This window comes from Actinoplanes sp. NPDC051470 (assembly GCF_040682035.1).
In the GTDB taxonomy this organism is placed as follows: domain Bacteria; phylum Actinomycetota; class Actinomycetes; order Mycobacteriales; family Micromonosporaceae; genus Actinoplanes.
Genome location: NZ_JBFBAA010000031.1, coordinates 17,272 through 41,708, shown reverse-complemented (window position 1 = coordinate 41,708; position 24,437 = coordinate 17,272). Strand labels below are relative to the sequence as shown.

Annotated in this window: 28 protein-coding genes and 1 riboswitch; of the genes, 15 read left to right on the top strand and 13 right to left on the bottom strand. The window is 71.5% G+C overall.

Annotated features, from left to right (window positions below; genetic code table 11):
• Positions 1 to 72: 72 nt before the first annotated feature.
• On the bottom strand, positions 73 to 840 hold the full coding sequence (locus tag AB0M54_RS37950) for a SigB/SigF/SigG family RNA polymerase sigma factor (RefSeq protein WP_364476767.1): 768 nt from the start codon (positions 838 to 840) through the stop codon (positions 73 to 75).
• An 81-nt stretch (positions 841 to 921) separates the two neighbouring features.
• Between AB0M54_RS37950 and AB0M54_RS37945 the strand changes: the two genes are divergently transcribed.
• From AB0M54_RS37945 to AB0M54_RS37935, 3 genes are all read left to right on the top strand, one after another.
• A complete protein-coding gene (locus tag AB0M54_RS37945; RefSeq protein ID WP_364476766.1) occupies positions 922 to 2,106 on the top strand; it encodes an HDOD domain-containing protein in 1,185 nt (394 codons plus the stop codon).
• 64 nt (positions 2,107 to 2,170) lie between these two features.
• Positions 2,171 to 3,322 (top strand): MFS transporter, encoded by a 1,152-nt coding sequence (locus AB0M54_RS37940; protein WP_364476765.1) that lies wholly within the window; start codon positions 2,171 to 2,173, stop codon positions 3,320 to 3,322.
• A 22-nt stretch (positions 3,323 to 3,344) separates the two neighbouring features.
• Positions 3,345 to 3,620 (top strand): TM2 domain-containing protein, encoded by a 276-nt coding sequence (locus AB0M54_RS37935; protein WP_364476763.1) that lies wholly within the window; start codon positions 3,345 to 3,347, stop codon positions 3,618 to 3,620.
• Between the two features lie 40 nt (positions 3,621 to 3,660).
• Here AB0M54_RS37935 and AB0M54_RS37930 read toward each other — a convergent pair whose 3' ends face one another.
• Positions 3,661 to 5,208: a serine/threonine-protein kinase gene (locus tag AB0M54_RS37930; RefSeq protein WP_364476761.1), complete on the bottom strand. Its 1,548-nt coding sequence runs from the start codon at positions 5,206 to 5,208 to the stop codon at positions 3,661 to 3,663.
• A 139-nt stretch (positions 5,209 to 5,347) separates the two neighbouring features.
• Here AB0M54_RS37930 and AB0M54_RS37925 point away from each other — a divergent pair, with 139 nt between their 5' ends.
• Positions 5,348 to 6,337: a Gfo/Idh/MocA family oxidoreductase gene (locus AB0M54_RS37925; RefSeq protein ID WP_364476759.1), complete on the top strand. Its 990-nt coding sequence runs from the start codon at positions 5,348 to 5,350 to the stop codon at positions 6,335 to 6,337.
• A 16-nt stretch (positions 6,338 to 6,353) separates the two neighbouring features.
• Positions 6,354 to 7,172 (top strand): TIM barrel protein, encoded by an 819-nt coding sequence (locus tag AB0M54_RS37920; protein ID WP_364476758.1) that lies wholly within the window; start codon positions 6,354 to 6,356, stop codon positions 7,170 to 7,172.
• Here AB0M54_RS37920 and AB0M54_RS37915 read toward each other — a convergent pair.
• From AB0M54_RS37915 to AB0M54_RS37900, 4 genes are all read right to left on the bottom strand, one after another.
• Complete coding sequence (locus AB0M54_RS37915) at positions 7,160 to 7,654, bottom strand: pyridoxamine 5'-phosphate oxidase family protein (protein WP_364476756.1); 495 nt, start codon at positions 7,652 to 7,654, stop codon at positions 7,160 to 7,162. The genes AB0M54_RS37920 and AB0M54_RS37915 overlap by 13 nt on opposite strands.
• Complete coding sequence (locus tag AB0M54_RS37910) at positions 7,651 to 8,829, bottom strand: sigma-70 family RNA polymerase sigma factor (RefSeq protein WP_364476754.1); 1,179 nt, start codon at positions 8,827 to 8,829, stop codon at positions 7,651 to 7,653. The genes AB0M54_RS37915 and AB0M54_RS37910 overlap by 4 nt, the downstream gene beginning before the upstream one ends.
• Positions 8,826 to 9,152: a YciI family protein gene (locus AB0M54_RS37905; protein WP_364329774.1), complete on the bottom strand. Its 327-nt coding sequence runs from the start codon at positions 9,150 to 9,152 to the stop codon at positions 8,826 to 8,828. Before AB0M54_RS37905 ends, AB0M54_RS37910 begins: the two co-directional genes overlap by 4 nt.
• A gap of 77 nt (positions 9,153 to 9,229) precedes the next feature.
• The gene (locus AB0M54_RS37900; protein WP_364476752.1) at positions 9,230 to 10,282 is read right to left on the bottom strand and encodes a LacI family DNA-binding transcriptional regulator; all 1,053 of its coding nucleotides are present in this window, start codon (positions 10,280 to 10,282) and stop codon (positions 9,230 to 9,232) included.
• Positions 10,283 to 10,379: 97 nt separating this feature from the next.
• Between AB0M54_RS37900 and AB0M54_RS37895 the strand changes: the two genes are divergently transcribed.
• The 7 genes from AB0M54_RS37895 (at position 10,380) to ahcY (ending at position 15,999) form a co-directional block, all read left to right on the top strand.
• The gene (locus AB0M54_RS37895) at positions 10,380 to 10,640 is read left to right on the top strand and encodes a hypothetical protein (protein ID WP_364476750.1); all 261 of its coding nucleotides are present in this window, start codon (positions 10,380 to 10,382) and stop codon (positions 10,638 to 10,640) included.
• Positions 10,574 to 11,494, top strand: coding sequence for a phytanoyl-CoA dioxygenase family protein (locus AB0M54_RS37890; protein WP_364476748.1), 921 nt, complete (start codon positions 10,574 to 10,576; stop codon positions 11,492 to 11,494). The genes AB0M54_RS37895 and AB0M54_RS37890 overlap by 67 nt, the downstream gene beginning before the upstream one ends.
• A gap of 69 nt (positions 11,495 to 11,563) precedes the next feature.
• Positions 11,564 to 11,941 carry a hypothetical protein gene (locus AB0M54_RS37885; protein ID WP_364329646.1) on the top strand — a complete coding sequence of 126 codons (378 nt, stop codon included), beginning with the start codon at positions 11,564 to 11,566 and terminating at the stop codon, positions 11,939 to 11,941.
• On the top strand, positions 11,938 to 12,879 hold the full coding sequence (locus AB0M54_RS37880; RefSeq protein ID WP_364476746.1) for a hypothetical protein: 942 nt from the start codon (positions 11,938 to 11,940) through the stop codon (positions 12,877 to 12,879). Before AB0M54_RS37885 ends, AB0M54_RS37880 begins: the two co-directional genes overlap by 4 nt.
• 6 nt (positions 12,880 to 12,885) lie before the next feature.
• On the top strand, positions 12,886 to 13,401 hold the full coding sequence (locus tag AB0M54_RS37875) for a hypothetical protein (RefSeq protein WP_364476744.1): 516 nt from the start codon (positions 12,886 to 12,888) through the stop codon (positions 13,399 to 13,401).
• Positions 13,402 to 13,413: 12 nt separating this feature from the next.
• The gene (locus tag AB0M54_RS37870; RefSeq protein WP_364476742.1) at positions 13,414 to 14,250 is read left to right on the top strand and encodes a hypothetical protein; all 837 of its coding nucleotides are present in this window, start codon (positions 13,414 to 13,416) and stop codon (positions 14,248 to 14,250) included.
• A gap of 181 nt (positions 14,251 to 14,431) precedes the next feature.
• A riboswitch (S-adenosyl-L-homocysteine riboswitch) is annotated at positions 14,432 to 14,511 on the top strand.
• 18 nt (positions 14,512 to 14,529) lie between these two features.
• A complete protein-coding gene (gene ahcY, locus AB0M54_RS37865; RefSeq protein WP_364329656.1) occupies positions 14,530 to 15,999 on the top strand; it encodes an adenosylhomocysteinase in 1,470 nt (489 codons plus the stop codon).
• Here ahcY and AB0M54_RS37860 read toward each other — a convergent pair.
• Positions 15,987 to 16,742 carry an alpha/beta hydrolase gene (locus AB0M54_RS37860; RefSeq protein ID WP_364476740.1) on the bottom strand — a complete coding sequence of 252 codons (756 nt, stop codon included), beginning with the start codon at positions 16,740 to 16,742 and terminating at the stop codon, positions 15,987 to 15,989. The two genes, ahcY and AB0M54_RS37860, sit on opposite strands and share 13 nt — an antisense overlap.
• Positions 16,739 to 17,239 carry a MarR family winged helix-turn-helix transcriptional regulator gene (locus AB0M54_RS37855; protein ID WP_364476738.1) on the bottom strand — a complete coding sequence of 167 codons (501 nt, stop codon included), beginning with the start codon at positions 17,237 to 17,239 and terminating at the stop codon, positions 16,739 to 16,741. The genes AB0M54_RS37860 and AB0M54_RS37855 overlap by 4 nt, the downstream gene beginning before the upstream one ends.
• A 54-nt stretch (positions 17,240 to 17,293) precedes the next feature.
• On the opposite strand from AB0M54_RS37855, the gene AB0M54_RS37850 reads away from it, so the two are divergent.
• The 3 genes from AB0M54_RS37850 (at position 17,294) to AB0M54_RS37840 (ending at position 20,726) form a co-directional block, all read left to right on the top strand.
• Positions 17,294 to 18,973 (top strand): Na+/H+ antiporter, encoded by a 1,680-nt coding sequence (locus tag AB0M54_RS37850; RefSeq protein WP_364329665.1) that lies wholly within the window; start codon positions 17,294 to 17,296, stop codon positions 18,971 to 18,973.
• A 92-nt stretch (positions 18,974 to 19,065) separates the two neighbouring features.
• The gene (locus tag AB0M54_RS37845; RefSeq protein ID WP_364476736.1) at positions 19,066 to 19,491 is read left to right on the top strand and encodes a YciI family protein; all 426 of its coding nucleotides are present in this window, start codon (positions 19,066 to 19,068) and stop codon (positions 19,489 to 19,491) included.
• Complete coding sequence (locus tag AB0M54_RS37840; RefSeq protein ID WP_364329671.1) at positions 19,491 to 20,726, top strand: DUF6596 domain-containing protein; 1,236 nt, start codon at positions 19,491 to 19,493, stop codon at positions 20,724 to 20,726. Before AB0M54_RS37845 ends, AB0M54_RS37840 begins: the two co-directional genes overlap by 1 nt.
• Before the next feature lie 42 nt (positions 20,727 to 20,768).
• On the opposite strand, the gene AB0M54_RS37835 is transcribed toward AB0M54_RS37840, so the two are convergent.
• The 5 genes from AB0M54_RS37835 to AB0M54_RS37815 form a co-directional block, all read right to left on the bottom strand.
• Complete coding sequence (locus AB0M54_RS37835; protein ID WP_364329674.1) at positions 20,769 to 22,046, bottom strand: ATP-binding protein; 1,278 nt, start codon at positions 22,044 to 22,046, stop codon at positions 20,769 to 20,771.
• 114 nt (positions 22,047 to 22,160) lie between these two features.
• Positions 22,161 to 22,919, bottom strand: a complete 759-nt coding sequence (locus tag AB0M54_RS37830) for an ABC transporter permease (protein WP_364329677.1) — start codon at positions 22,917 to 22,919, stop codon at positions 22,161 to 22,163.
• Positions 22,916 to 23,725 (bottom strand): ABC transporter ATP-binding protein, encoded by an 810-nt coding sequence (locus AB0M54_RS37825; protein ID WP_364329777.1) that lies wholly within the window; start codon positions 23,723 to 23,725, stop codon positions 22,916 to 22,918. The genes AB0M54_RS37830 and AB0M54_RS37825 overlap by 4 nt, the downstream gene beginning before the upstream one ends.
• 26 nt (positions 23,726 to 23,751) lie before the next feature.
• Positions 23,752 to 24,195, bottom strand: coding sequence for a Clp protease N-terminal domain-containing protein (locus AB0M54_RS37820; RefSeq protein ID WP_364476734.1), 444 nt, complete (start codon positions 24,193 to 24,195; stop codon positions 23,752 to 23,754).
• A 2-nt stretch (positions 24,196 to 24,197) separates the two neighbouring features.
• Positions 24,198 to 24,404, bottom strand: coding sequence for a hypothetical protein (locus AB0M54_RS37815; protein WP_364329682.1), 207 nt, complete (start codon positions 24,402 to 24,404; stop codon positions 24,198 to 24,200).
• Between the last annotated feature and the right edge of the window lie 33 nt (positions 24,405 to 24,437).

Below are 24,437 nucleotides of genomic sequence, written 5' to 3'. Positions count from 1 at the left end.
CAAGGTATCGACCCTGTGATCGGTTTCACAAGGGAATGTCGATAATTTCCGTGAAGTTGCCGACTTCTTTCATCAGTTGCGCAAGTCGCGGCGCAGCCTCTCCAGCGCGCGGGCGATCAGCCGGGACACGTGCATCTGCGACAGACCGACCTTGGCGGCGATCTCCGACTGGGTCATGTTGCCGTAGAACCGGAGCGCCAGGATGCGCTGCTCGCGCTCGTTCAGGTGGGTCATCGCGCGGCCCAGGGTCATCCGGAGCTCGGTCAGCTCGTACTCGTGCTCGGTCTCACCCAGCGTGTCGCCCAGCGAGACCGTGCCGTCCCCGCCCGCGATCGCGGCGTTGAGGCTGGTCGCGGAGTAGGCACGAGCACCCTCCAGGCCCTCGAGCACCTCTTCCTCGGTGATGTCGAGGTGCTTGGCCACATCGGCCACCGTCGGCGACCGGCCCAGCGTGGCCAGCAGCGCGTTGTTGGCGTTGGTGATCGCCATCCGCAGTTCCTGGGTGCGCCGCGGGACCCGGACCGACCACGTGCGGTCACGGAAGTGGCGCTTGATCTCGCCCAGCACGGTCGGGATCGCGAACCCGACGAACTCCACGCCGTGCACCGGGTCGAACCGGTCCACCGCCTTGATCAGACCCACCGTCGCGGTCTGCAGCAGGTCATCGGCCGGCTCGCCACGGCCGTGGTAGCGCGCGGCCAGGTGTTTCGCCAGCGGCAGCCACGCCTCGATGACCCGTTCCCGCAGTCGTGCGCGGCGCGGATCGGCCGCGGGCATCGCTGCCATCGCCTTGATCATCTCATCGGCGCCGGCGCGCGCCTCATCCGTTGCGGGTTTCATACCACGACGGTAAACCGACTCAGCTATCGACGCAACTCGCAGGTCAGTAAAGTCCGACGTACGGGTGCCGATGGGACGGACGTGAACCATGCCCACCTCGTGCACGTCGGCCGGCAGCCGATCTTCGACGCCGCCGGCACGGTCGTGGCCTTCGAACTGCTGTTCCGCGGCAGCGTCGACGCGGTCCAGGCGGGCCGGCAGGACACCTACGCCACCAGCCAGGTCATCATCAACGCGTTCACCGAGTTCGGGCTGCCCGAGGTGGCCGGCGACAAGCTCTGCTTCATCAACCTGACCACCGAGTTCCTCACCGGCGAACTGACCCTTCCGTTCGGGCCCGAGCAGGTCGTCCTCGAGGTGCTCGAGACGGTCACGGTCGACGACGCCGTGATCGCCGGCATCACCGCGCTCGTCGAGGCCGGCTACCGGATCGCACTCGACGACTTCGTCTTCGGGTCGGCGCACGAGAGGCTGCTGCCGCTGGCCTCGTACGTGAAACTCGATCTTCTCGACGGTGACCTGACCGACCTGGACCGACACGTCGCCCACCTGCGCGGCTTCCCGGGGATCCAGATCGTGGCCGAGCGACTCGAAGGCCCCGACCAGCTCGCGATCGCCGACAAATTCCACTGCGAGCTCCGCCAGGGGTACGCCCTGAGCCGTCCCCAGGTGCTCACCGCGGCGAGCCTCTCACCGTCCCGCCTGCGCCGGCTGGAACTACTCGCCGCCCTGAACGCCCCCGACGCCGGCCTCGGCGCCATCGTCTCGATCATCGCCGCCGACCCGGCGCTGTCCCTGCGCGTCCTCCGCGCGTCGAACTCGGCCGCGGCCGGCGGCTCCAGCCGGGTGTCGTCGGTCCGGCAGGCGGTCGTGATGATCGGCCTGACCCACATCCGCCAATGGGCCACGCTGATGGTCATCGACGACGTCGCCGAGGCCACCGAGGACCAGATGATCACGGCGCTGACCCGGGCCCGGCTCAGCGAGAACGTGGCCCGCACGGTCGGCGCCCCCAGCGACGCGGCCTTCATGGCCGGCCTGGTCGGCGGGATGGCCGACCTGCTGGGCACCTCGCCGGCGTCCCTGGCGTCCCAGCTGCCGCTGTCCGCCGAGGTGTCGAGCGCCCTGGTCAACGGCAGCGGCGCCCTGGGCGAGGTCCTGCGCGTGGTCGACGCCTACAACGCCGGCGACACGGCCGGCGCCGACCTGGCCACCGCCTACATGGAGGCCATCCGCTGGTCGGCCCGGGCCACCGCCCGCCCCTGATCCTCCTCAGCGCTCGAGCCGGTGACCGTCGTGCGGTTCAGCCAGTACCGGCCGGGGTACGGGCGTGCAGGTGCGGACGGCGGTGATGCGCTACCTCGGCGGCGCGACCCTGGCCCGTGGCGCCGACGCCGGCGCGGCCGTCGGCTTCGTGCTGCTCAAGCCCACCGTGGTCGGGGCCGTGCTGGCCGCCTGCCTGACCGCGCCACACCTGCTGGGTCCGGTGCTGGCCCGGCGGCTCGACCGCGCCCGCGACGGCCGCCGCCTGATCGCCGTGGTCTGCGCGGCGTACGGCGTCTTCCTCGCGATCGCCGCCCTGGGCCTGGACCGGATACCCCTCGTCCTGGTCGTGCTCGCCGCGGCCACCGCCGGCGTCTGCGGCCCGCTGCTCACCGGCGGACTGAGCAGCCGCCTGGCCGCCCTGGTGCCCGGCGACGAGCGGGCGCAGCGACGCGCGCAGGGTCTGGACGCGCTCAGTTACGGCACCGGGGGTACGGCCGGGCCCGCGGCCGCGGCGGCCCTCGCCAGCCTCACCGGCGCGCGCGTCTCGCTGCTGGTGCTGGCGACCGCGGCCGTGATCGCCGGCCTGCTGGTCCTCTCCCTGCCCGCCGCCGGCAACCCGGTGCCCCGGGACGAGGTTCTCTCCGTACGCCAAGCCCTGACGTTGATCCTGACCACCGGCCCGCTGCGCCGCGTCATGTACACCACGGTGGTGGCCTCCGTGCCCGGCGGCGCGATCGCGGTCATCGCCGTCGCCTACGCCCCTGCCTTGCGCGTCTCCCCCGGCACGGCCGGCCTGCTGGCCGCGGCCTACGGCTTCGGTGTTCTGCTCGGCTCGCTCGCGGTGACCGCACGGCCGCTGCTCGGCGAGCCGGAACGGCTGGTCACCCGCACGGGCGCGCTGATGGGTGTCGCCTATGGACTGTGCGCGGCGGCGCCCGGATTCGCCCTCGCCTTCGCCGGGTTCACGCTGATCGGGGTGCTGAACGCGCCGTTCTTCACGGCCACGCTCGCGTCCCGGGCCGCGTACTCGCCGCCGCAGGCCCGGGCCCAGGTCTTCGTCTCGATGGCCGCGCTCAAGGTCGGCGGCCAGTCGGCCGGCACGGCGGCCGCCGGCACGGCCCTGGGCCTGGGCGCCCGCACCCTGCTGCTGATCGGCGCCGCCCTGATCATCGCCACCGCCGCGGCCACCGTCCTCGACCGCCGCCGGTGGCCGTGACCACGCGGCTATCGTTGCGGCGATGCAGCCGGTGCGGTTCGGTCAGGCCGAGTTCGAGTACGACTCGGTCAAGAAGGGCGCGCGGGTGGCGTACGCCCTGTGGTTCGTCTGTGGCATCTTCGGCGGCCACCGCTTCTACCTGGGCGACACCGGCCGCTCCATCGCCATGCTGTTCACCCTGGGCGGTCTCGGCGTCTGGACCCTGATCGACGTCTTCTTCGTGGGCCGCCGCGTCCACACGATCAACCGCACCCGCCGAGCCGCGATCATGGCCCGCCACGGAATCGTCGAGCCCTGACCGCCGCAAGCACGCGCTCAGTACGGGCACGGCCTGCTGCTCAGTCGTCGCCAGCTTTGCCCTTGCCGCTATTATCCTTTTTGTCGTCTTTATCCTTGCCGCTGTTGTTCTTCTCGGCGTTCTTCGGAGCAGGCGGGGCAGGCGGGGCCGGCGGCCGGGCGGCTGGCGGCCTCGCGGGCGAGCGGACGGCCGGCTTCGTGGTGGTGGGTGGCGTCAAGGTCTGGCCCGTCACCGAGAGCTGGGGCGTGCAGACGGTCTCGTTGAGCTTGAACTCGCCGGGCAACGCCGCCGACTCGCGGTAGCTGGCGTCGAAGCCGGTCGTGACCTTGCTGCCCGCGGCCAGGTTGCGCCCGGTCAGGCCCAGGGACCGGCCGTTCTGGGCCCAGCCGTCGTTCCAGCCGCGGACCAGTTTCTGGCCCTCCGGCAGGTCGAAGCTGAGTTTCCAGGTCGCGGCGGCCGCCCGGCCGGTGTTGGTGATGGTCACCGCGGTCGAGAACCGGCCGTTCAGGGCGCTGCGGATGGCGTAGCCGACCTGGCAGGTAACGGCGGGCGGGGCCGCGGCAGGCGGGGCGGCCGCGGCGGCGGGGACGGTCGGTGGTGGGTCGCCGCGTCCGGTGGCCCAGGCGGCCGCGGCCACCGTGACCAGGGCCGCGGCGACCGCGGCGGCGATGACCGTGCGGCGGCGCGATGGCGGGGCCACCGCAGCCGTCATGGCGGGGTGACCGCGGCGGCCGGGTGAAGGCGGGTCGACCGGCACGGCGATGGCCTCGGTGGGGGCGTCCAGCGCGCCCAGCAGGGGCGGCGGGGCGACCAGACCGGCGGCGTCGGCGAGGACGCGGGCCGCGGTGGCGGCGTCGGGGCGGGACCCGGGCTCCTTGGCCAGCGAGTCGCCGACCAGGGCCACCACCGGGGCGGGAAGGCCGGGGATCGGCGGCAGGGTGTCGGGGGTGCGATAGCGGTGGGCGCGCACCATCTGGGTGGTGGTCGACGCGTCCCACGGCAGGCGGCCGGCCAGCATCAGGTGCAGGAGCAGGCCCAGGGCGTAGACGTCGGTGGCGGGGCGGACCGGGCCGCCGTCGATCCGCTCGGGGGCCAGGTAGGCCGGTGTGCCCAGCACCTGGCCACCGATCAGGTCGGCCTCGCCGGTCGAGGCGGAGATGCCGAAGTCGACCAGCTTCACGCCCGAGGCGGTGACCATGACGTTGCCCGGCTTCACGTCGCGGTGCACGATGCCGCGGTCGTGCGCGGCGGCCAGCGCGGCCGCCACCTGGGCGCCGATCGTCACGGCCACCCGCCACGGCAGCAGACCGCCGGTGAGCAGGTCGTTCAGCGACCGGCCGTTGACCAGCTCCATGACGATGAACGACGGCGAGCGACCGAAGTCGTAGACCTCGACCACGTGGGGGTGGCGGAGCCGGGCCGCGGCGCGGGCCTCGACCAGGATCCGGTCGGAGAGGGCCTGGCCGGGGGCGAGCACCTTGACCGCCACCTCGCGGTCGAGCACCTCGTCGTGGGCACGCCACACCACCGACATGCCTCCGGCGCCGAGCCGGTCGAGCAGCCGATAGCGGTCTGCCAGTCTGCCCACCACGGCTGGTATCGATGCCCCGAGATCAGCAGGTCAAACCCTGAGGTGTTTTTGATGTGCGGGGCCGCTTGTTACGACCCGGTTACCGGCCGCATTCTCGGGTGGTGGGTGACCGGAACGTTTTCGGAGGGATGGACTGATGCGCCTCGGACTGATCGGACTGGGCCGGATCGGCGCCTTCCACGCGGAGACGCTGACCGGGCTGGGCGTCGACCTCGTGGTCTACGACCCGGCGCCGGGCGTGACCGAGCGGGTCGCCGACAAATATGCCGCGAAACCCGAAATGTCGATTACGCACGTGCTGGACGCCGGGATCGACGGCCTGGTCATCGCCGCCGCAACCGATGCCCACCCAGAGTTGATCATTGCGGGCACCGAGCGAGGCCTGCCGGTGTTCTGTGAGAAGCCGGTGGCACGCGGCGCCACCGAAGCCGCTGACATCCAGCGGAGAACATCGGACGCCAGGGTTCAGATCGGCTACAACCGGCGATTCGACGAGGCGATCCAGCGCGCGAAACACGCGGTGGAAAGTGGCGAGCTGGGCCGGCTGCACACCATCCGGTCGACCACGATGGACCCCGCTCCCCCGCCGGCCGCCTACCTGGAGGGTTCCGGCGGCATCTTCCGCGACTGCTCGGTCCACGACTTCGACACGATCCGCTACGTCACCGGGCGCGAGGTGATCGAGGTGTACGCCACCGGCAGCGACCGCGGCGACGAGGTCTTCGCCCGGATCGGCGACGCGTCCACCACCGCGGCCGTGCTGACACTGGACGACGGCACGATCGCCGTGGTCTCCAACACCCGGTACAACGGGCGTGGTTACGACGTACGCCTGGAGCTGCACGGCTCGGCCGACAGCATCGCGGCAGGACTGGACGACCGCTGGCCGATGCGGTCGGCCGAACCGGGCGTGACCTTCCCGGCCGGTACGCCGCACGACTTCTTCATGGACCGCTTCCTCGACGCCTACCGCCGCGAGCTGGCCGCGTTCACCGAGCTGGTGGCCGGCGAGCGCGAGTCGCCGTGCACGGTCGCGGACGCGGTCGAGGCCGGCTGGATCGCCGAGGCCTGCACGACGTCCTTGCGCGAGCACCGTCCGGTGCGGATCGACGAGGTGAAGCAATGAGAGACGAGGTGAAGCCGTGAGAATCGCCGGAGCCCCGATCTCCTGGGGCGTCTGCGAGGTGCCCGGCTGGGGCTACCAGCTCTCCCCCGAGCGGGTGCTGCGCGAGATGCGCGAGGTCGGCCTGACCGCGACCGAGTACGGCCCCGACGGCTTCCTCCCGGCCGATCCCGCCCCGCTGCTGGCCGAGCACCAGCTCGAGGCGTTGGGCGGCTTCGTCCCCCTGGTGCTGCACGACGAGCCGGAGTTCCCCGACTTCACCGGCGACGTCCTGGTGCTCGCGGCGGCGACCGGCCGGGACGGGTACGACGAACGCCCCGACCTCGACCCGGCCGGGTGGCGGCGCCTGCTGAGGAGCCTCGATCGCCTCCACGACGAAGCCACGGCGCGAGGCATCACCGCGGTGCTGCACCCGCACGTCGGCACGATGATCGAGACCGGCCCGGAGATCGAGCGCGTCCTCGAGGGCTCACGCATCCCCCTCTGCCTGGACACCGGCCACGTGCTGATCGGCGGGACCGACCCGGCGACGCTGGCCGGGCACGCCGCCGGCCGGATCGCCCACGTGCACGCCAAGGACGTCGATCATGGCCTGGCCAAGCGGGTGCAGGCCGGCGAGCTCACCTACACCGACGCGGTGCGCGCGAACCTGTACCGCCCGATCGGCGACGGCGACGTGGACTTCGCCGCGGTCGCCGCCGCGCTCACCGGCGCCGGCTACGACGGCTGGTGGGTGCTCGAACAGGACACCATCCTGACCGAGGCGCCGATCGGTGAAGGACCGATGGCCGATGTACGCCGCAGCGCGGACGCCCTGCGAGCCCTTCAGAACCGGTAGCGCGTCTGGGAGTACGGCGACTTGCCGAACGCCAGCACCTTGGCCGGGCTGACCCCGAAGACGTGCGCCGTGCCGCCCTGGTGGTGGTAGGCGTCGCCGTCCACCTCGTAGTCCCAGTCGAGGCGGGACCGCCACAGGTCGGCCAGCTCGACCAGCCGGTCGTGGTCGGTGACCCGGACGGCGGTGCCCTCGGTCACCACGTCGGTGCCCGAGGTGAGCGACGGCGTGCCGGTGGTGATGGCCACCGCCGGACTGGCGGTCAGGTTGACCATCTTCTGTTCGCCGAGGCCGACGGTGAAGTGCAGCTGCCCGTCGTCCCAGATCATCGGGACCGGCGTGACATGGGGCCGCCCGTCCCGCCGCACCGTGGAGAGCCAGAACATCTTCGCGCCGAGCAGGATCTCGTCGACGTCGGCCCAGGGCACCGCCGTGGCGTCCGGCTCGCTGAACCGGCCGTCGAATTCCACTGTCGGGGTGGTCATGCGTCCTCCATCTCGGTGGCCCGGCCCAGCAGCGCGTGTCGCTCGGCGGGCGATGTCGTCTCGTCGGCGGCCGTCCGGAACAGCAGCTCGGCCCGGATCCGGTCGCCCAGGCGGGCGGTCAGTTCGGCCTCGGCCGCGGTGGCCGGGGCGTAGCCGTCCAGCGCACCGCCCGCACGGGCCTCGGCCAGCAGATCAAGACCCCGTGCGGGCCCGTACGCGAACCCGTGCGCGACCGCCCGGTTCAGCCGCACCACCGGGGTGGGCTGGAGCGCCACCAGACGGTCGTACCAGCCGGCGATCGCGGGCCAGTCGGCCGGGGAACGGGTGTGTTCGGCGGCGATGTGGGCCTGTGTGGCATAGGCGCCGCGCCCGGCGGTGGGCAGCAGCGCCAGGCCCGACGCGATCGCCTCGTGGTCCCAGAGGGTGCGGTCCTGCTGGTCGAGGGTCAGCAGGTGGCCCGCGGCGTCCCGGCGGGCCCGCCGCCGCGAGTGCTGGAGCAGGCACAGCGCCAGCAGGCCGGCGGCCTCGGGCTGGTCGGGCATCAGCCGCCGGAGCAGCCGGGCCAGCCGGATCGCCTCGTCGGCGAAGGCCGGTTCGCCGTCGTTGGTGTAGCCCCGTGTGAACAGCAGGTAGATCACCGCCAGCACCCCGGGCAGCCGCTCGGACAGGGCCGGACCGGACGGCACCCGGTACGGGATGTTCGCCGTCGAGATCTTGGTCTTCGCCCTGGTCAACCTGCGGGTCATGGTCGGCTCGGCGACCAGGAAGACGCGCGCGATCTCCCCGGTCGGCACCCCGCACACGGTCCGCAGCGTCAGTGCCACCCGGGCCTCCAGCGACAGCGCCGGGTGGCAGCAGGTGAAGATCAGCCGTAGCCGGTCGTCGTCCCACTCTTCCGACTCCTTCGCCTCGGCGGACAGCAGCAGGACCTCACGGAGCTTCCGCTGTTCCACGGTGGCCCGCCGCAGCACGTCGATCGCGCGGTTGCGGGCCACCGTCATCAGCCAGCCGCCGGGGTTGGCCGGGACGCCCTCGCCCGGCCACTTCTCCAGGGCCGTGGCGAGGGCCTCCTGGGCGCAGTCCTCGGCCAGGTCCCAGTCGCCGGTCACCCGGATCAGCGTGGCGACGATCCGGCCGTACGACTCCTGCGCCGCGGCGGCGAGGGCGTCCTTCACAGGTTCAGCGGGTCGAAGGCGCGCAGCTCCAGGCGCCCGTGGTAGGCCATCGGGTGGCTGCGGGCGATCTCGATGGCCTCGTCCAGGTCGGCGCACTCGAGGATGTCGAAGCCGCAGATGACCTCGGTCGTCTCGGCGAACGGGCCGTCGGTCAGCAGCAGCTCACCGCCCCGCACCCGGACCGTGGTCGCCGTGGTGGCCGGGGCGAGCCGCTCACCCATGACCGCCCTGCCCTTGTCGTAGGTGTCGGCCACCCACTGCTCGATGGCCGGCACTCCGGCCTCCGACGTCTCCGGCTCGGTGTCGGTGCAGACGAACATCATGAACTTCACTGCGTACCCCTCTCGTCTTGGGTTTTCATGCCGATGACGAACGGCCCCGGCCGAACCGGACAGCCTGCTCAAGAAAATCTGGCCAGCGGTTCGTTGTGCGGGGTGATCACCTGGATCGCGCTGGGCGCGGGGTGCGGCCGCCCCTCGAGTACGCCGCGCGCGTGCAACACCGCCAGGCAGGCCTGACGCATGTCCGCCCGCAGGTCATGGTGCAGCACCGCGGAGAGCCGGCGGTCCCGCAGCAGCGCGGTGTTCTCGCCGTCCAGGTCGTGCGCCACGAAGACGTCGTAGCGGCGGCGCTCGGCGTCGAAGGCGTCCACCACCGCCGTGTTGCCGCCCGCCCCGGCGTAGAGCGAGTAGACCGCGCGCACCGACGGGCTGGTCGCCAGCAGCTCGCGGATGCTGTAGTGCACCGCGTCCGCCTTGTCCTCCTCGTCGACCACCTCGACGATCCGCCGGCCCGGCGACCGCAGCCGCATCTCGGCCCGGAAGCCCATCTCCCGCTCGTCCTCGCCGCGGAACGACCCGTGCCCGCGCACCACCAGCACGTCACCAGCGCGGTCGGCCAGCCACTGCTCCACCAGGTACGCCGCGGTCGCGCCGGCCGCGCGGTTGTCGATGCCCACGTACGCCGCCCGCTTGCTGCCCGGCAGGTCGGTGACGAAGGTGACCACCGGCACCGGCGACCCGGCCACCGCGGCGATGATCTCGGGCGTCTCCGGCGCCTTCAGGATCACCCCGTCCGACTTGGTGCGGGCCACCTTCTCCAGCACCGCGACCAGGTCGGCGACGGCCGGCGAGTCGAGCAGGTGGAAACGGGACCGGATGGTGGCCGGGCGCAACGACGGCAACTCGGCCTCCAGCGCGACCCGGACCGCGGCGGTGAACCGGGGCGGCGCCTGCACCACCACGTCCAGCATGATCGTCCGGCCGCCCAGCCGGACCTGGGACTGCTGCCGGTCGAGGTCGGCGATGGCCTGGCGCACCTCGCGGACGGTGCTGGCCCGGACCCCGCCGCGCTCGTGCAGGACGCGGTCGACGGTGGCCGGGCTCAGGCCGGCCTGGGCGGCGATCTCGCGGATCCGGTACGGGTGGGGCATGGCTGCCTTCAGTCCGATCATAGGGCGGTGGCGAGGCTGCGGATGGCGTACACAATGATGGTTTTTTGAGGTCTTCTCAACCTCTTCCTGAGGTACGGCCGGGCCTAGCGTGAGACCCATGACAAGCTGGTTCACGGCCGCCGACTGTCGTCTGGAAGACTTCCGGGCGATCGTCGAGCAGCCGACGCAGAGGTCCGACTTCCCGGATGCCATCGACGTGGCGCAGAACGTCCTGATCTATCCCGGCGACCTGCCGGACACCACCGAGGTACGCGCCGAGCTGGCCCGGGCGCTGATGGACGGCCCGGCATCGTGGTGTTCCGGGGCGCGTTCGCGACCGACGTGGTCGACCGCGCCACCGAGGTCTTCGCCGGCCTGATCGCCGACCAGCACCGCGCCGGCGTGGTCGGTGGCGACCACTTCGCCAAGCCCGGCGCCAACGACCGGGTCTGGGGCGCCCTCGACAAGTTCGCCCTGCGTGACCCCGAGGCCTTCGCCGCCTACTACGACAATCCGACGCTGGCGCTGATCTCGGCCGCCTGGCTGGGCGCCGGCTACCAGATCACCTCCCAGGTCAACGTGGTCAATCCGGGCGGCCAGGCCCAGGTCGCCCACCGCGACTACCACCTCGGGTTCATGTCCGGCGCTCAGGCGTCGAGGTTCCCGGCCCACGTCCACCTGCTCTCGCCGGTGCTCACGCTGCAGGGCGCGGTGGCGCACGTGGACATGCCGGTGGAGACCGGGCCGACCCTCTACCTGCCGCACTCGCAGAAGTATCCGCCGGGCTACCTCGCCTTCCACCAGCCCGGCTTCACCGCCTACTTCGACGCGCACCACGTGCAGTTGCCGCTGACCAAGGGCGACGCGGCGTTCTTCAACCCGGCGCTCTTCCACGGCGCCGGCACCAACCGCTCGGCCGACGTCCGACGGATGGCCAACCTGCTGCAGATCAGCTCCGCCTTCGGCCGCGCCATGGAGACCGTCGACCGCACGGCCATGTGCGAGGCGCTCTACCCCGTTCTGCTGGGGTACGAGGGCAGCACCGACCACGTGGTCGCAGCCTCGGCCGAGGGGTACGCGTTCCCGACCAACCTCGACCGCGACCAGCCGATCGGCGGGCTGGCCCCGCCGACCCAGGCCGAGCTGATGCGGCAGGCCCTGAGCGAGCGCTGGGGCCCGGCGACCTTCACCAAGGCCGTGCATGACCAGCGCAATCGCCGGGCGGCCGGCTGACGCAGGGGATCGAAAAGCCCGGATGCGACTGCTACATTCGGTCCTTCCTGACGGGGGGAGGGACGGGTCATGCCGCATTCGGGCGAGGCGCTCGGTGTCGACGCCGCCAACCTGTACAACGCCGGTCGGTTCAAGGTGAAGGTGCTGGCCGACCAGTTCGGCGGCGCCGCCACGAGTCTGCTGGGCACCCAGGCCGGCGACGGCATCTTCGCGCGCGACCCACGCGTCGGCGGCAGCCTGGGCCCGGCCAAGGGCGCCTTCGACGAGCTGCGCGACCAGGTCGTCGGGCTGCTCAAGGAGACACAGCAGAACATGCAGGACACCGGCGACGCCCTGGTGATGGCCGCTCTGGAGTACGCCGCGACCGACGAGGGCTCGCGAACGGCGTTCAAGGGCATCCGCGAGACGCTGGACGCCGAGAACCACGTGCCGCCGGTGCCGTCGTGAGCTGGGAGCAGCTGGGCGACCACGCCGCCAAGATCCAGCAGTCGGCGATCATCATGGATCTGCGGCAGCGTGGCTTCGGCTACGACAAGGGCCGCGTCTACGACTCCAGCATGACCGACGAGCAGGTGCAGACCGTCGTCGACATCACGGCCGGCCGGTTCGCCGGGGTGGCCGCGATGTTCGACCCGTTCATCAAGACGGCCGACCCGGCCGGGTTCGACCGCCTGAGCGAACGCCTCGCGACCGAGGTCGCCCACTGGCTCAACGCCGGGCAGGGCAAGGGCGGCACCGAGATGGCGGCCAACCCCGACCTGGGCCGGATGGACGACGTGAAGAACCTGGTCGAGCCCTGGTTCGGGGCCGCCGCGGTCAACTTCCGGGACAACTTCCTGTCCAAGTGGCCGGGGATCACCGCCAACCAGTTCCTGCTGATCATGATCCTCAAGGGCGCCGCCGAGGCCGAGGCCGGCGTGTGGCGGGCGGCCCGGGCCAGCATCGACGACATCGCCCACAAGGCGCAGGCCGCGCTCGACGCGATGCTCGACTGCAACCCGAAAGACCTGGCCTTCCTGCTGACCGTGGCCGGTTCGATCGGGGCGGTCGGCGGCTTCGTCACCACCGGCGGCCTGTCGCTCACGCTCACCGTGCTGGGCGAGGTCTCGGCCTCGGCCGGGGCCATCCCGTTCGGGGACAAGAAGGAGCTGCCGTTCAGCGGCAAGAACGCGATGGCGATCGTGAACGCCGTCCAGGGCGCCATCACCGAGCTGATCGGCCAGGTCATCGCGGCCGAGAACAAGATCCTCGAGTCGCTGAACGCCGGGCTGTCCGCCGTCGCGGGTAGCTCCGACCTGTTCATCGCCCCGCGGCCGGCGCTGGCCGACGCGACCCCGGCGACCATCCGCGACGAGACCGCCGGTCTCGGCTCGGCCCTGGGGTGACCGGCGATGGGTGAACTGGCCGACCGGGTCGAGACGATGCGCGTGCGCGCGACCGCGCCGGACGGGTCGCTCACGGCCGAGCTGTACGACCGCGACCAGCTGACGCTGACCTTCCACAACGACTACTACCGCCAGTGCGACGACGATGACCTGGGGCGCCGGCTGGCCGCGGTGGCCAGCCTGCTGTGGGTCGCCCGCACCCGCGAGTACGAACGCATCTACAGCGACGTGACCGGCGACTACTCGACCGGCGAGGGCCCGCCGGCCACCGAGCGCGAGCGCGACTGGCGGGCCGAGCGAGACGCCATCGAGGCGCACGGCGCGTCCGAGGACGGCCGGGTCCGGGTGCGGGCCGTCGGCCTCCGGAACTGGACCGTGACGATTCGCCCAGGCACCACCCGTACCCTCGACGAGCAGCAGTTCATCGCCGCGGCCGGGCAGGCGGCCGGCGCGCTGATCCGCGACCAGTTCACCCGGCTGGCCGCACTGTCCAACAAGTACTACGGCAACGACCAGCCATAGGAGGCTCGCCCGGTGCGGAGGTCCGTTTTCGGCGTGGTCGCCGGAGTGATCGGGGCGGCCGTGGTGACGGCCGTCGTGGTCACCGTCGTCCGCGCGAACAGCGACGGGAACGACGCCGCCCCCACGTGTGCCCTGGCCACCGCCCCGGCCGGGTCGCCGCCGGTCCTCACCGCCTCGTCCACGGCGACCGCCGGCCTCACGGTGGCCGAGCAGGGCTTCTCCCCGGCGCCGGAGCGCAAGCCCTACCTCTCGGTCGGCGCCCTCCTGCGGAACACCACCGACCGGGTGGCCTGGCGGACCCGCGTCTTCATCGACGCGACCGGCGCCTCCGGGCCGAGCCTGGTGTTCGCGCCGCAGCCGAGATATCAGATCCTCGAGGTGCCGATGATCCTGCCCGGCGCCGCGGTGTCGGTCGGCTTCACGCTGGCCATCAAGCCGGAGAACGTCGGCAAGGTGACCAAGGTCTCCCTCACGCCCGTGGTCACCGGCTGGTTGCCGGCCGGCGACGGCGCCGACGGCCTGGCCCCGATCACCACGAAGATCGAGAACGCCACCCGCGACGAGGTGAGGTTCACCGCCGCCACGGCCAACTGCGCCGACCTCGTCATGCGCGGTGTCGGCGTGGTCTGGCGCGACACCACCGGCAAGATCGTCGGGGGCGGCTTCGACGGCCACTACGACGACCGGATGTGCAAGGCGGGCGGATCGGGCTCGGCCGGCGCGGCCAGCGCGCTGCTCGACGGCACCATGGTCCCGGCCGCCGCCGACCTGGCCAAGGTCGAGCTCAGCCCCTACTGCGACCTGGCCAAGGGCAACGTCGTGACCCCGGACGGCCCGTTCAACGACTGACGCCGGGCGCGGCGTCGGCGGCGCTCGCGCGGCCGGCTGGGCGCCGCGTCAGCGGCGCTCTCGTGGCAAGACAGCCGGATGGCGGGGAACGGCCTGGCCACCCGCCTGGGCCGCCGAGAGGGCGGGACTTTGTGTCCGGCGTACCTGCGACGGGTTTGACGTTGGGGTTAAAATAGTCGGGCCGGTCGAGAGGCGCTGCGACGGAGATGCTCTCCGCCACGCTCGGCCGAGCCGACGAATCCGCAAGGGCGCCTCCTGGCTCCAGGGGGTGCCTTCTTCATGTCCGACTTCACGTCCGACAAGCTGCAGTCCGTCAACGGCCTCGAGTTCGCGGTCGCCGACCTCAGCCTGGCCGAGGCCGGCCGCCACCAGATCCGGCTGGCCGAGCACGAGATGCCCGGCCTGATCTCCATCCGCGACGAGTACGCCGGCTCACAGCCGCTGCGGGGCGCGCGCATCGCCGGTTCGCTGCACATGACCGTGCAGACCGCCGTCCTGATCGAGACGCTGGTCGCGCTCGGCGCCGAGGTGCGCTGGGTGTCCTGCAACATCTTCTCCACCCAGGACGAGGCGGCCGCCGCGATCGTGGTCGGCGCCGGCACCGTCGACGCGCCCACCGGCACCCCGGTCTACGCCTGGAAGGGCGAGACGCTGGAGGAGTACTGGTGGTGCACCGAGCAGCTGTTCGACTTCGGCGCCGGCCGCGGCCCGAACATGATCCTCGACGACGGTGGTGACGCCACCCTGCTGGTGCACAAGGGCGTCGAGTTCGAGCGGGCCGGCGCGGTGCCGCAGGCCACCGAGGACGACAACCACGAGTACCGGATCATCCTCGAGACCCTGCGCGGCACCCTGGCCAAGGACCCGCAGCTGTTCACCCGGGTCGCCGCCGAGATCCGCGGCGTGACCGAGGAGACCACCACCGGCGTGGCCCGGCTCTACCGGCTGGCCAAGGACGGCGAGCTGCTGTTCCCGGCGATCAACGTCAACGACGCGGTCACCAAGAGCAAGTTCGACAACAAGTACGGCATCCGGCACTCGCTGGTCGACGGCCTGAACCGGGCCACCGACGTGATGCTGGGTGGCAAGCTGGCCGTGGTCTGCGGCTACGGCGACGTCGGCAAGGGCTCGGCCGAGACGCTGCGGGGCCAGGGCGCCCGCGTCGTGGTCACCGAGATCGACCCGATCTGCGCGCTCCAGGCGGCGATGGACGGCATGCAGGTGGTCCGCCTCGAGGACGTCATCGCCGAGGCCGACATCTTCATCACCACGACCGGCGGCACCGACATCATCACCGCCGACGACCTGGGCCGGATGAAGCACAACGCGATCGTCGGCAACGTCGGCCACTTCGACGACGAGATCGACATGGCCGGGCTGGCCAAGGTCCCGGGCATCGAGAAGATCGAGATCAAGCCGCAGGTGCACGAGTGGCGCTTCCCGGACGGCCACTCGGTGATCGTGCTCTCCGAGGGCCGCCTGATGAACCTGGGCAACGCCACCGGCCACCCGTCGTTCGTGATGAGCAACTCCTTCACCAACCAGGTGATGGCCCAGATCGAGCTGTGGACCAAGCCCGACGAGTACGCCAAGCAGGTCTACGTGCTGCCCAAGCACCTGGACGAGAAGGTGGCCCGGCTGCACCTCGACGCCCTGGGCGTGCGGCTGACCACGCTGACCAAGAAGCAGGCCGAATACCTGGGCATCGCCATCGAGGGTCCGTTCAAGCCGGACCACTACAGGTACTGAGCCAGCAGGTCGTTGAACTCGGCGGGGCGGTCCATGTTCACCACATGGGCCGCTCCGCCGATTTCGTGCTTCCTGGCGTTTCGGACATTCTTGGTGAAACGCTCGACCATCGCATGATGATCGGGCGCGTCCAGACTGCCGATCACGCCTAGGGCGGGAATGTTGATCTCGTGGAGTCGTTCCCACGAGCCCTGCACGTGGTCGGGCGTGGTCATGCCCGGCTTCACGTGGTTGTTCACCGTGTCGGTGATCATCTCGCGACATCGCGCCTCGACCGCTTCATCGGCTGTATCGCGATAAGGGCCGATCACGCCCTGCTTGAGCGACAGGTTGATCCAGGCCGGCGCGTCGAGCCGGGCCTGCGCCTCGGCCATCTGCCGCTGGATGTCCAACATCCACGGGTCGACGAAGACCGGCTCGTTGGTGCCGGCGCCGCAGACCACCAGATGTGACACCAGGTGCGGGTATTCCAGCGCGGTGTCGGTCGCCGCACCGGCGCCCATCGACAGGCCGACCAGGGCGGCCTTCTCGATCCCGAGCCGGCCCAGCAGTTCCGCGATGTCGTCGCACTGCCGGAACGGCGTCATCGGCGTCTCCGACAAGCCGTGCCCGCGGGCGTCGACCCGGATCACGCGGAACCGGTCGGCCAGCACCATCTGGTCGTCCCACTCGCGCCGATCGAGCGCCCCGCCGTGCAGGAACACCACGGCCGGCCCGCTGCCCGCCTCCTCGTAGTGGATCATCGGATCTCCTCTCCTGGGCGCGGCCCGGGCGCCGACCAGCCGTCGTCGTTACCGGCTCGCCGCGCCACCTCACGTGCGTGCGTGGTCAGGGCGGCCAGCACGCGTACGGCCGCCGCGATGTCGGCCGGGTCGAGCCGATCGGCCAGCTCGCGCAGCTCGTCCAGCTCGCGGTCGTGGATCTCGGCGAACACCCGCCGCCCGGCCGGGGTCAGCTCGGCCAGCCGGGACCGCCGGTGGGCCGGGTTGTCGGCGAACCGCAGGAAGCCCAGCCCGGCCGCCGCGTCGGCCAGCCGCTGCACCACCTGCCGGGGCAGCCACAGCGACCGGGCCACCTGGGGAACGGTCTGCGGCCCGTCGGCCAGCCGCTCGAGCACCGCCCGCATCGGCATGCTCACGTCATGTTCGGCCAGCGCGTCGGCGACCACCTTGGCCGACCACTGATGGAGCGGCCGCACGTGGCGGAGCATCTCGTACAGGCCTTCGGCTCCGCTCGTCATGACACTGAAAGTGTCACAGTGACACTCAGGGTGTCAAGTTTTTAGATCGTCATCATGTTCCGGAAGAATGGCCGAGTGCATCACGCCGAGGAGTTCCTGCTGTTCGTGCTGGCCGCCATCGCGGTGGTGATCGTCGTCCGCTGGTTCAGCGAACGCAGCGGCCTGCCCGCCGCGGCGGTGCTGACCCTGGTCGGCATCGGATATGCGTACCTGCCCGGCCCGAACGTCGACATCAATCCCGAGGTGATCCTGACGTTCCTGCTGCCGCCGTTGCTCTACAACGCGGCGCTGGACTCCTCGCTGATCGACATCCGGCGCAACATGCGCACCGTGATCAGCCTCTCGGTCGGCCTCGTCATCGTCACGTCGCTGCTGGTCGGGGCCGGTTTCTCGCTCTGGGTGACCGGCGCCACGCTGGCCGCCGGGGTGGCCCTGGGCGCGGCCGTGGCGCCGCCCGACCCGGTGGCGGCGCTGGCCGTCGGGCGCAAGGCCGGCCTGCCGAGCAACCTGGTCACCCTGATCCAGGGCGAGGGGCTGCTGAACGACGCGACCGCGCTGACCATCCTGACCGTGGCGTTGGACGCCGCGACCGGCGAGAACTTCACCTTCACCAACGCCGTCGGCGTGTTCGTGCTGTCGGCGGCCGGCGGGGTGGTGGCGGGCTACCTGGTCGCCCGGGTGGTCCGGCTGCTCCGCCCGCTGCGCACCGACCCGCTGACCGCCAACGCGCTGTCCCTGGCCACCCCGTTCGCGGCCTACCTGCTGGCCGAGCGGGTGCACGTCTCCGGCGTGCTGGCCGTGGTGGTGGCCGGCCTGATCATCGGGCACGACGCGCCGAGGTACGCCACCGGCGCCAGCCGCCTGCAGACCGGCGCGGTCTGGCGGCTGATCGACTTCCTGCTGGAGGGCGTGGTCTTCCTCCTGATCGGCATCCAGCTGCCGGCCGTCCTGGCCGAACTGTCCAAATACCAGACCTCGACGATCGTGATCGCGCTGGCCATCACGCTCGGTGTGGTGCTGCTGCTGCGCCCGATCTGGCTGCTGGTGACCCAGCTGCTGCCCCGCTCGATGCACGCCCGGCTCGGCGGTGAAGACCTGAACACCACCGGCAGCGAGACCGATCAAGACCTCGCCCTGCGCCGCAACCAGCCGCTGACCTCCAAGGAGTCGACCGCGATGAGCTGGGCCGGCACCCGCGGCGTGATCACGCTGGCGGCGATCTTCACGCTGCCGGCCGGCTTCCCCGATCGTGAGCTGCTGCACTTCTGCGCGTTCGTGGTGGTGCTGGTGACGCTGATCGGGCAGGGCCTGACCTTCGGTCCGCTGGTCCGCCGGCTGGGCCTGCGGGCCAACCGCAACGACCAGGCCCGGGAGCGCAACGTCGCCCGGTCGGCGTCGGTGCAGGCGGCGCTCGACCGGCTCGAGGAGATCCAGCTCCAGCAGCACGACCACGTCGAGGACCACGCCATCGGGAACATGCGGGCCCAGCTGGAGATGCGCCTCCAGCGCTACCGGCGGCGGCTCGACCTGCTGGAGAAGGCCGACTCCGACGAGGTGCCGGAGTCGCCGCAGTACGAGGCGGCGCTGATGGTGCGCCGGGCGGTGATCGACGCCCAGCGCGAGGAGCTGCTGCGCTGGCGCGACGCCGGCCGGCTCAACGACGAGGGGCTGCGCGTACTGGAGCGCGAACTCGACCACGAGGAACACTCGCTGCCCCAGCGCCGGACGTCGTAGAAGTTTTCCCGGGCCGTTGTCGATCCGGGCCGGGCGCCGTTCGACCTGTGGGTGAATGGGCCAGAAGGCCCGACGGACGAGGAGGAACCATCATGGCGAAGTACATGCTGATCATGCGGGCCACCGACGAGGCCTGGGCGACGGTGTCCGAGACGGTGACCTTCGACGAGATGCTCTCGACCATGGGCCGCTACAACGAGGAGCTGATCAACGCCGGCGTGCTCATCGCGGCCGAGGGGCTGGAAGACGCGGCCAAGGGCGTGGTGATCGACTTCGCCGGCGAAAAGCCGGTGGTGACCGACGGGCCCTACGGCGAGACCAAGGAGCTGTTCGGCGGCTTCTACATCATCGAGGTCGCCTCCCAGGAGGAGGCGATCGAGTGGGGCCTCCGGATGCCGATGATGGTGCCGGGCTCCAAGCTGGAGATCCGCCGGGTGCCGGGGATCGACGAGTTCCCGCAGGACAGCGAGTGGGTCCTCAAGGAGAAGGCCTGGCGCGAGCGTACGGGCCAGGTCTGATGTCGTCGTCCGGCTCCGTCCGGCGGACCGTCGAGGCGGTCTGGCGGATGGAGTCGGCCCGGATCGTCGGCGCGCTGGCCCGCTATACCGGCGACTTCGCGCTGGCCGAGGATGTCGCCCAGGAGGCGCTGGCCGAGGCGCTGACCGGCTGGACCCGCGACGGCACGCCGGACCACCCGGTCGGGTGGCTGCTGGCCACCGGCCGGCGCCGGGCCATCGACGCCTTCCGCCGGCGGTCCGTGCAGGACGAGAAGTACGCCCTGCTGACGCCCGGCGAATCGCCCGACGAGCCGCCGTGGGACCCGGACCGGATCGACGACGACGTGCTCGCGCTGATGTTCATCGCCTGCCACCCGGTGCTGTCGGCCGAGGCGCGGGTGGCGCTCACCCTGCGGGCGGTCGGCGGCCTGGGCAGCGAGGAGATCGCCCGGGCCTTCCTGGTGCCGGTGCCGACCATCCAGGCGCGGATCACCCGGGCCAAGAAGACCATCGCCGCGGCCCGGGTGCCGTTCGAGCTGCCACCGGCCGACCAGCGCGGTGAGCGGCTCGGCGGCGTGCTCAGCGTGCTCTACGTGATCTTCACCGAGGGCTCGACCGCGACCAGCGGCGACGACCTGATGCGTACCGACCTCGCGGCCGAGGCGATCCGGCTGGCCCGCATGCTGGCCGCGCTGCTGCCCGGTGAACCCGAGGTGGCCGGACTGCTGGCCCTGTGCGAGCTCACCGCCGCGCGGTTCCCGGCGCGGACCGGGCCGGCCGGCGAACCGATCCTGCTGGAGGACCAGGACCGGCGGCGATGGGATCGGTCGGCGATCAGGCGCGGCCTCGCGGCGCTCGAGCGCGCCGGGAAGAAAGGCCTCGGCGTGTACGGGCTCCAGGCCGCGATCGCCGCCTGCCACGCGAGGGCGACCTCGGTGGCGGAGACCGACTGGGAACGCGTCGTCCTGCTCTACGAGGCGCTGGGCCGGATCGCGCCGTCGCCGATCGTGGAACTCAACCGCGCCGTCGCCCTGGCCATGGCCGGCGCCCCCGAACGGGCGCTGTCCATGGTGGACGACCTTCTTGTTACCGACCAGTTGGTCGGATCGCATCTGCTGCCGACCGTACGCGGCGAACTGCTCATCCGGCTCGGCCGGCCGGCCGAGGCCCGCGCCGAACTCGAGCTGGCCGCCCGCCTGTGCGGCAACGCCCGCGAACGTTCCGTGCTGCTGAAGAAGGCCGCCGCCCTCGGCTGACCGGCTCAGCCGACCAGCCGTGCAGCGCCTCGGCAGCGTCCGTCATGACGGCTCCGACCAGAGTGCGTCCAGGGGAAGCACGACCGTGCCGTCGTCGAATCGAAACGTCAACGCGCCGGTGTACAACACGACGGCCGCCGCAAGACGCTCACCGACTCGGGCGCGTAGCGCCCGGATGCCGGCCAGGTCGGACTTGTCGACGCGAGTGCCGGCTTTGATCTCGAACGCAAAGACCGTCCCGTCATCGCGCTCGAGCACCAGATCGACCTCCTGGGCCTCCGACGTTCGAAAATGGCCGACCGTGACCGGCGCGTCCGACCAGGACACCTGCCGCAGGATCTCGCCGACGGCGAACGTCTCCACCAGATGGCCGTACTCCGTCAAGGCGGCCGGATCATTCGTGGCGATCTTCTCCGGGGTTAGACCGAGAAGCCACGCCATGATGCCTGAGTCGACGAGATGGACCTTCGGCTGACGGGCCACCCTGGAGCCCAAGGTCGTTCCCCAGGCCGGTAGTCGCTGGACGAGGAAGACGGCCTCGAGGAGTTTCAAATAGTTCTCGGCGCTGGACTTCTCCATCCCGACCGTCGAGGCGCTGCCGGCGATGTTCAAGACCTGACCGGATCGGGCGGCCAGGACACGGAGTAGCCGCGGGAGCATCTCTCGCTGACGTACCCGGCTCAGCTCCAGCACATCGCGCTCGATGACAAGATCAAGGTAGTTCGCGAACCAGCGCGATCGGGACCGGCCCGGTGGCCGCCGTAGGGCGACGGGCATACCGCCGGAGGTGACCCGCCGGGCGTACTCGCCGCGTGATGTCGTGGACGGCGCCCGGTCGAGCGGAACATCAGCGCCGTCGAGCAGCCTGCTGACCATGAAGCCGGCGGTTGCCCCGTCGATCTCCGCTTGCGTCAGGGGCAGCACCTCCAGGATGTCGACCCGGCCGGTCAAAACCTGTCCTGCTTCCGGAAGGGTCGAGTACCGCGTCGATCCGGCCAGGACGAAGCGTCCTGGACTGAGGTCCTGGTTCAACTCGGCCTTGATCGCGCTCAGCAGGACCGGAACATGCTGGTACTCATCGATCAGGATCGGGCCGGGACCGCTGACGAAGCGGCCGGGATCGGCGCGAACCGCGGCTCGGGTGGCGGGATCGTCGCAGTCGATGACGGGGCGTCCCAGCTGGTCGGCGAGGGCATGCAACAGGGTGCTCTTGCCGACGGTGCGGGGGCCGTTGAGGACCAGGGCCGGTTCCTCGGTCAGGCGGCGAGCCAGTACCGCCGTGAGCTGGCGTGGAGAAATACCAGTGAGAGATCCTTCCACATTCAGAGGGTACATTCTTCCGCATCTGAAAGGGAAATATTCCGCATCTCGCAGGTGCCGCTTTCCTTATCTTGCGGCTATCTCTCTTAGCCGCTCCACCGCCGCCGACCTCGGTCAACCGACCCGCTGGAGCACCCGGTCGCGGCGGGCGGCGACCCGGGAACCGGACTCGCGGCGGGCCATCCGCCGCAGCAGGACCGGCGCGAGCGCCAGGCCGGCGATCGACCAGGCGCCCAGGACCGCCGCGGTCGCGGCGAGCCGGCCGCCGCCCGGCAGCATGGCCGCGCGCATCCCCTCGCCGAGCCAGTACACCGGGAAGACCTGCGCGACCCCTTGCAGCCAGCCCGGGAACACGGCGATCGGCACGAAGACACCGGAGATCGCGATCAGGCCCAGCACCGGCAGCGACAGCAGGCCGGCGCCGCGGGAACTGCTGATCAGCGAACCCAGGACCGCGCCCAGGGCCTGGGTGGCCACCAGCCCGAGCGGCAGCAGCCAGGCCACGATGGACCATCGGACGGTCAGCCCGCCGACGATCAGCCGACCCGGGACGAACAGGATCAGCAGGTACGCCAGGACGGTCCCGGACACGGTGACGATCTTGCCGATCAGATAGCCGCGTACGCCGTCCGGGATCGCCTTGGCCCGCAGCAGCGTGCCGTCCTCCCGGTCGGCGCCGAGGTTCTGGGCGATCAGCAGCATGCCGAAGGTCACGAACATGCCCAGCGTCCCGGGCAGGACCGTGGCGTCGCCCAGCCAGACCACCGCCACCAGCGTCGCCACCGGCCAGAAGAGGTTGCCGAGCAGCTCGGCGCCGGTGAACGCCTGCCGCAGCTCGATCAGGCCCCGCACCAGGCCCGGACGCAAGCTCATGACGACCTCACCAGGGCGAGATAGGCGTCCTCCAGGGACGCGCGGCGGACCTCGAGGTCGGCGACGTCGTCACCGTGCTCGCGGAACAGGTCGTGGACGAACGGGGTGGACCGGTCGGTCGACCGGCGGAAGCGTTCGCCGCCCACGGTCCAGCGCACCTCGTCCCGGCCGGCCATCCGCCGGGTCAGCTCGCCGGTCGTGCCCTCGGCGACGACCCGGCCGCCGTCGAGGATGACGATGCGGTCGGCCAGCCGCTCCGCCTCGGCCAGGTCGTGGGTGGTGACCAGGACGGTCGTCCGGTTCTCGGTGGCGAGCCGCCGGACCAGCTCGTGGAACTCGCGCCGGGCCGCCGGGTCGAAACCGGCCGTCGGCTCGTCCAGGAAGAGCACCTCGGGCCGGCCGACGATCCCGATCGCGACGTCCAGCCGGCGGCGCTGGCCCCCGGAGAGGGTCCGCAGCCGGTCCCGGGCCTGGCCGGTCAGCCCGACCAGGGCGAGCAGCTCGTCCGGCGGGATCGGCGCCGGGTAGTAGCCGCCGAGGTGGGCCAGCAGCTCCCGGACCCGCCACTTGCCGTGGTCGCGCCACGACTGGAGCACCACGCCGAGGCGGGCGCGCCACCGTTCGTCGCCACGCGCCGGGTCGACCCCGAGAACCGTGGCGGCGCCGGCCGATCGCGTACGGAAGCCCTCGAGGATCTCGATCGTGGTGGTCTTGCCCGCGCCGTTGGGGCCGAGCAGGGTCAGCACCTCGCCCGGCCGCGCGTGGAAGGTCACGTCGTCGAGCACCTCCCGGGCCCCGTACCGCATGCGCAGGCCGGTGACCTCGATCGGGTTCACGACGCCGCCGCCCGCAGCCGGGCCAGCAGTTCCTCGCGGTCGACACCGGCCTGCGCGAGCGCCCGTGGCACCGGGCCGACCTCGGCGCTCAGGATGCCGATCAGCAGGTGATCGGGTTGCGGCGCCCCGGCGCCGGCGGCCCGCATGGCCCGGTCGAGGGCCAGGCGCACCGAGTTGCCGAGGCCGGGCCGGCGCGCCGGGTCGGGCGTGGCCGGGGACAGGTCGAAGGCGGACAGCGCGACGCCGGCCACGCCGAGGCTGTGTTCGAAGTCGCGGTCGAGCGCGGCGCGGAACGAGTCGGCGTCGAGCCCGGCCAGATCCAGGGCGGCCAGGATGACCAGCAGCAGGTGTTGCGCCTCCACGGTGGCCGACCGGTCCCGGAGCGCCTCGGCCACCGCCTGGTCCATCACCCCGGTCAGGTACTGCTTGAACCCGGACATGGTCAGCGCCTCCTCAGCGTCACACCCGCGGCGACGAGTCGCTTGAGGTGTTTCTTGTGGACGGCCTGCCGCGTGACGCCCAGCGCCTCGGCAACCCTCGGCCAGCCCCAGCCGGCACGCATCGCCTGTTCGACGGCGGCGTCCTCCAGCTGGTCGGCGAGGCGGCGCAGCGCGGCCACGGCGGCCAGCGCGTCGGCGGGATCAGACATGCAAGCAACCGTAGTTGACTAATCCTCGATCAG

What these genes read in the sequence shown, in the direction of transcription:
- AB0M54_RS37845 (WP_364476736.1), top strand. Translation starts at nt 19,066, where the DNA reads ATGGCGAAGTACATGCTGATCATGCGGGCCACCGACGAGGCCTGGGCG.
- AB0M54_RS37950 (WP_364476767.1), bottom strand. Translation starts at nt 840, where the DNA reads ATGAAACCCGCAACGGATGAGGCGCGCGCCGGCGCCGATGAGATGATC.
- AB0M54_RS37860 (WP_364476740.1), bottom strand. Translation starts at nt 16,742, where the DNA reads ATGATCCACTACGAGGAGGCGGGCAGCGGGCCGGCCGTGGTGTTCCTG.
- AB0M54_RS37875 (WP_364476744.1), top strand. Translation starts at nt 12,886, where the DNA reads ATGGGTGAACTGGCCGACCGGGTCGAGACGATGCGCGTGCGCGCGACC.
- AB0M54_RS37935 (WP_364476763.1), top strand. Translation starts at nt 3,345, where the DNA reads ATGCAGCCGGTGCGGTTCGGTCAGGCCGAGTTCGAGTACGACTCGGTC.
- ahcY (WP_364329656.1), top strand. Translation starts at nt 14,530, where the DNA reads ATGTCCGACTTCACGTCCGACAAGCTGCAGTCCGTCAACGGCCTCGAG.
- AB0M54_RS37905 (WP_364329774.1), bottom strand. Translation starts at nt 9,152, where the DNA reads ATGATGTTCGTCTGCACCGACACCGAGCCGGAGACGTCGGAGGCCGGA.
- AB0M54_RS37840 (WP_364329671.1), top strand. Translation starts at nt 19,491, where the DNA reads ATGTCGTCGTCCGGCTCCGTCCGGCGGACCGTCGAGGCGGTCTGGCGG.
- AB0M54_RS37885 (WP_364329646.1), top strand. Translation starts at nt 11,564, where the DNA reads ATGCCGCATTCGGGCGAGGCGCTCGGTGTCGACGCCGCCAACCTGTAC.
- AB0M54_RS37820 (WP_364476734.1), bottom strand. Translation starts at nt 24,195, where the DNA reads ATGTCCGGGTTCAAGCAGTACCTGACCGGGGTGATGGACCAGGCGGTG.
- AB0M54_RS37855 (WP_364476738.1), bottom strand. Translation starts at nt 17,239, where the DNA reads ATGACGAGCGGAGCCGAAGGCCTGTACGAGATGCTCCGCCACGTGCGG.
- AB0M54_RS37830 (WP_364329677.1), bottom strand. Translation starts at nt 22,919, where the DNA reads ATGAGCTTGCGTCCGGGCCTGGTGCGGGGCCTGATCGAGCTGCGGCAG.
- AB0M54_RS37815 (WP_364329682.1), bottom strand. Translation starts at nt 24,404, where the DNA reads ATGTCTGATCCCGCCGACGCGCTGGCCGCCGTGGCCGCGCTGCGCCGC.
- AB0M54_RS37850 (WP_364329665.1), top strand. Translation starts at nt 17,294, where the DNA reads ATGTTCCGGAAGAATGGCCGAGTGCATCACGCCGAGGAGTTCCTGCTG.
- AB0M54_RS37915 (WP_364476756.1), bottom strand. Translation starts at nt 7,654, where the DNA reads ATGACCACCCCGACAGTGGAATTCGACGGCCGGTTCAGCGAGCCGGAC.
- AB0M54_RS37925 (WP_364476759.1), top strand. Translation starts at nt 5,348, where the DNA reads ATGCGCCTCGGACTGATCGGACTGGGCCGGATCGGCGCCTTCCACGCG.
- AB0M54_RS37825 (WP_364329777.1), bottom strand. Translation starts at nt 23,725, where the DNA reads ATGCGGTACGGGGCCCGGGAGGTGCTCGACGACGTGACCTTCCACGCG.
- AB0M54_RS37895 (WP_364476750.1), top strand. Translation starts at nt 10,380, where the DNA reads ATGACAAGCTGGTTCACGGCCGCCGACTGTCGTCTGGAAGACTTCCGG.
- AB0M54_RS37900 (WP_364476752.1), bottom strand. Translation starts at nt 10,282, where the DNA reads ATGATCGGACTGAAGGCAGCCATGCCCCACCCGTACCGGATCCGCGAG.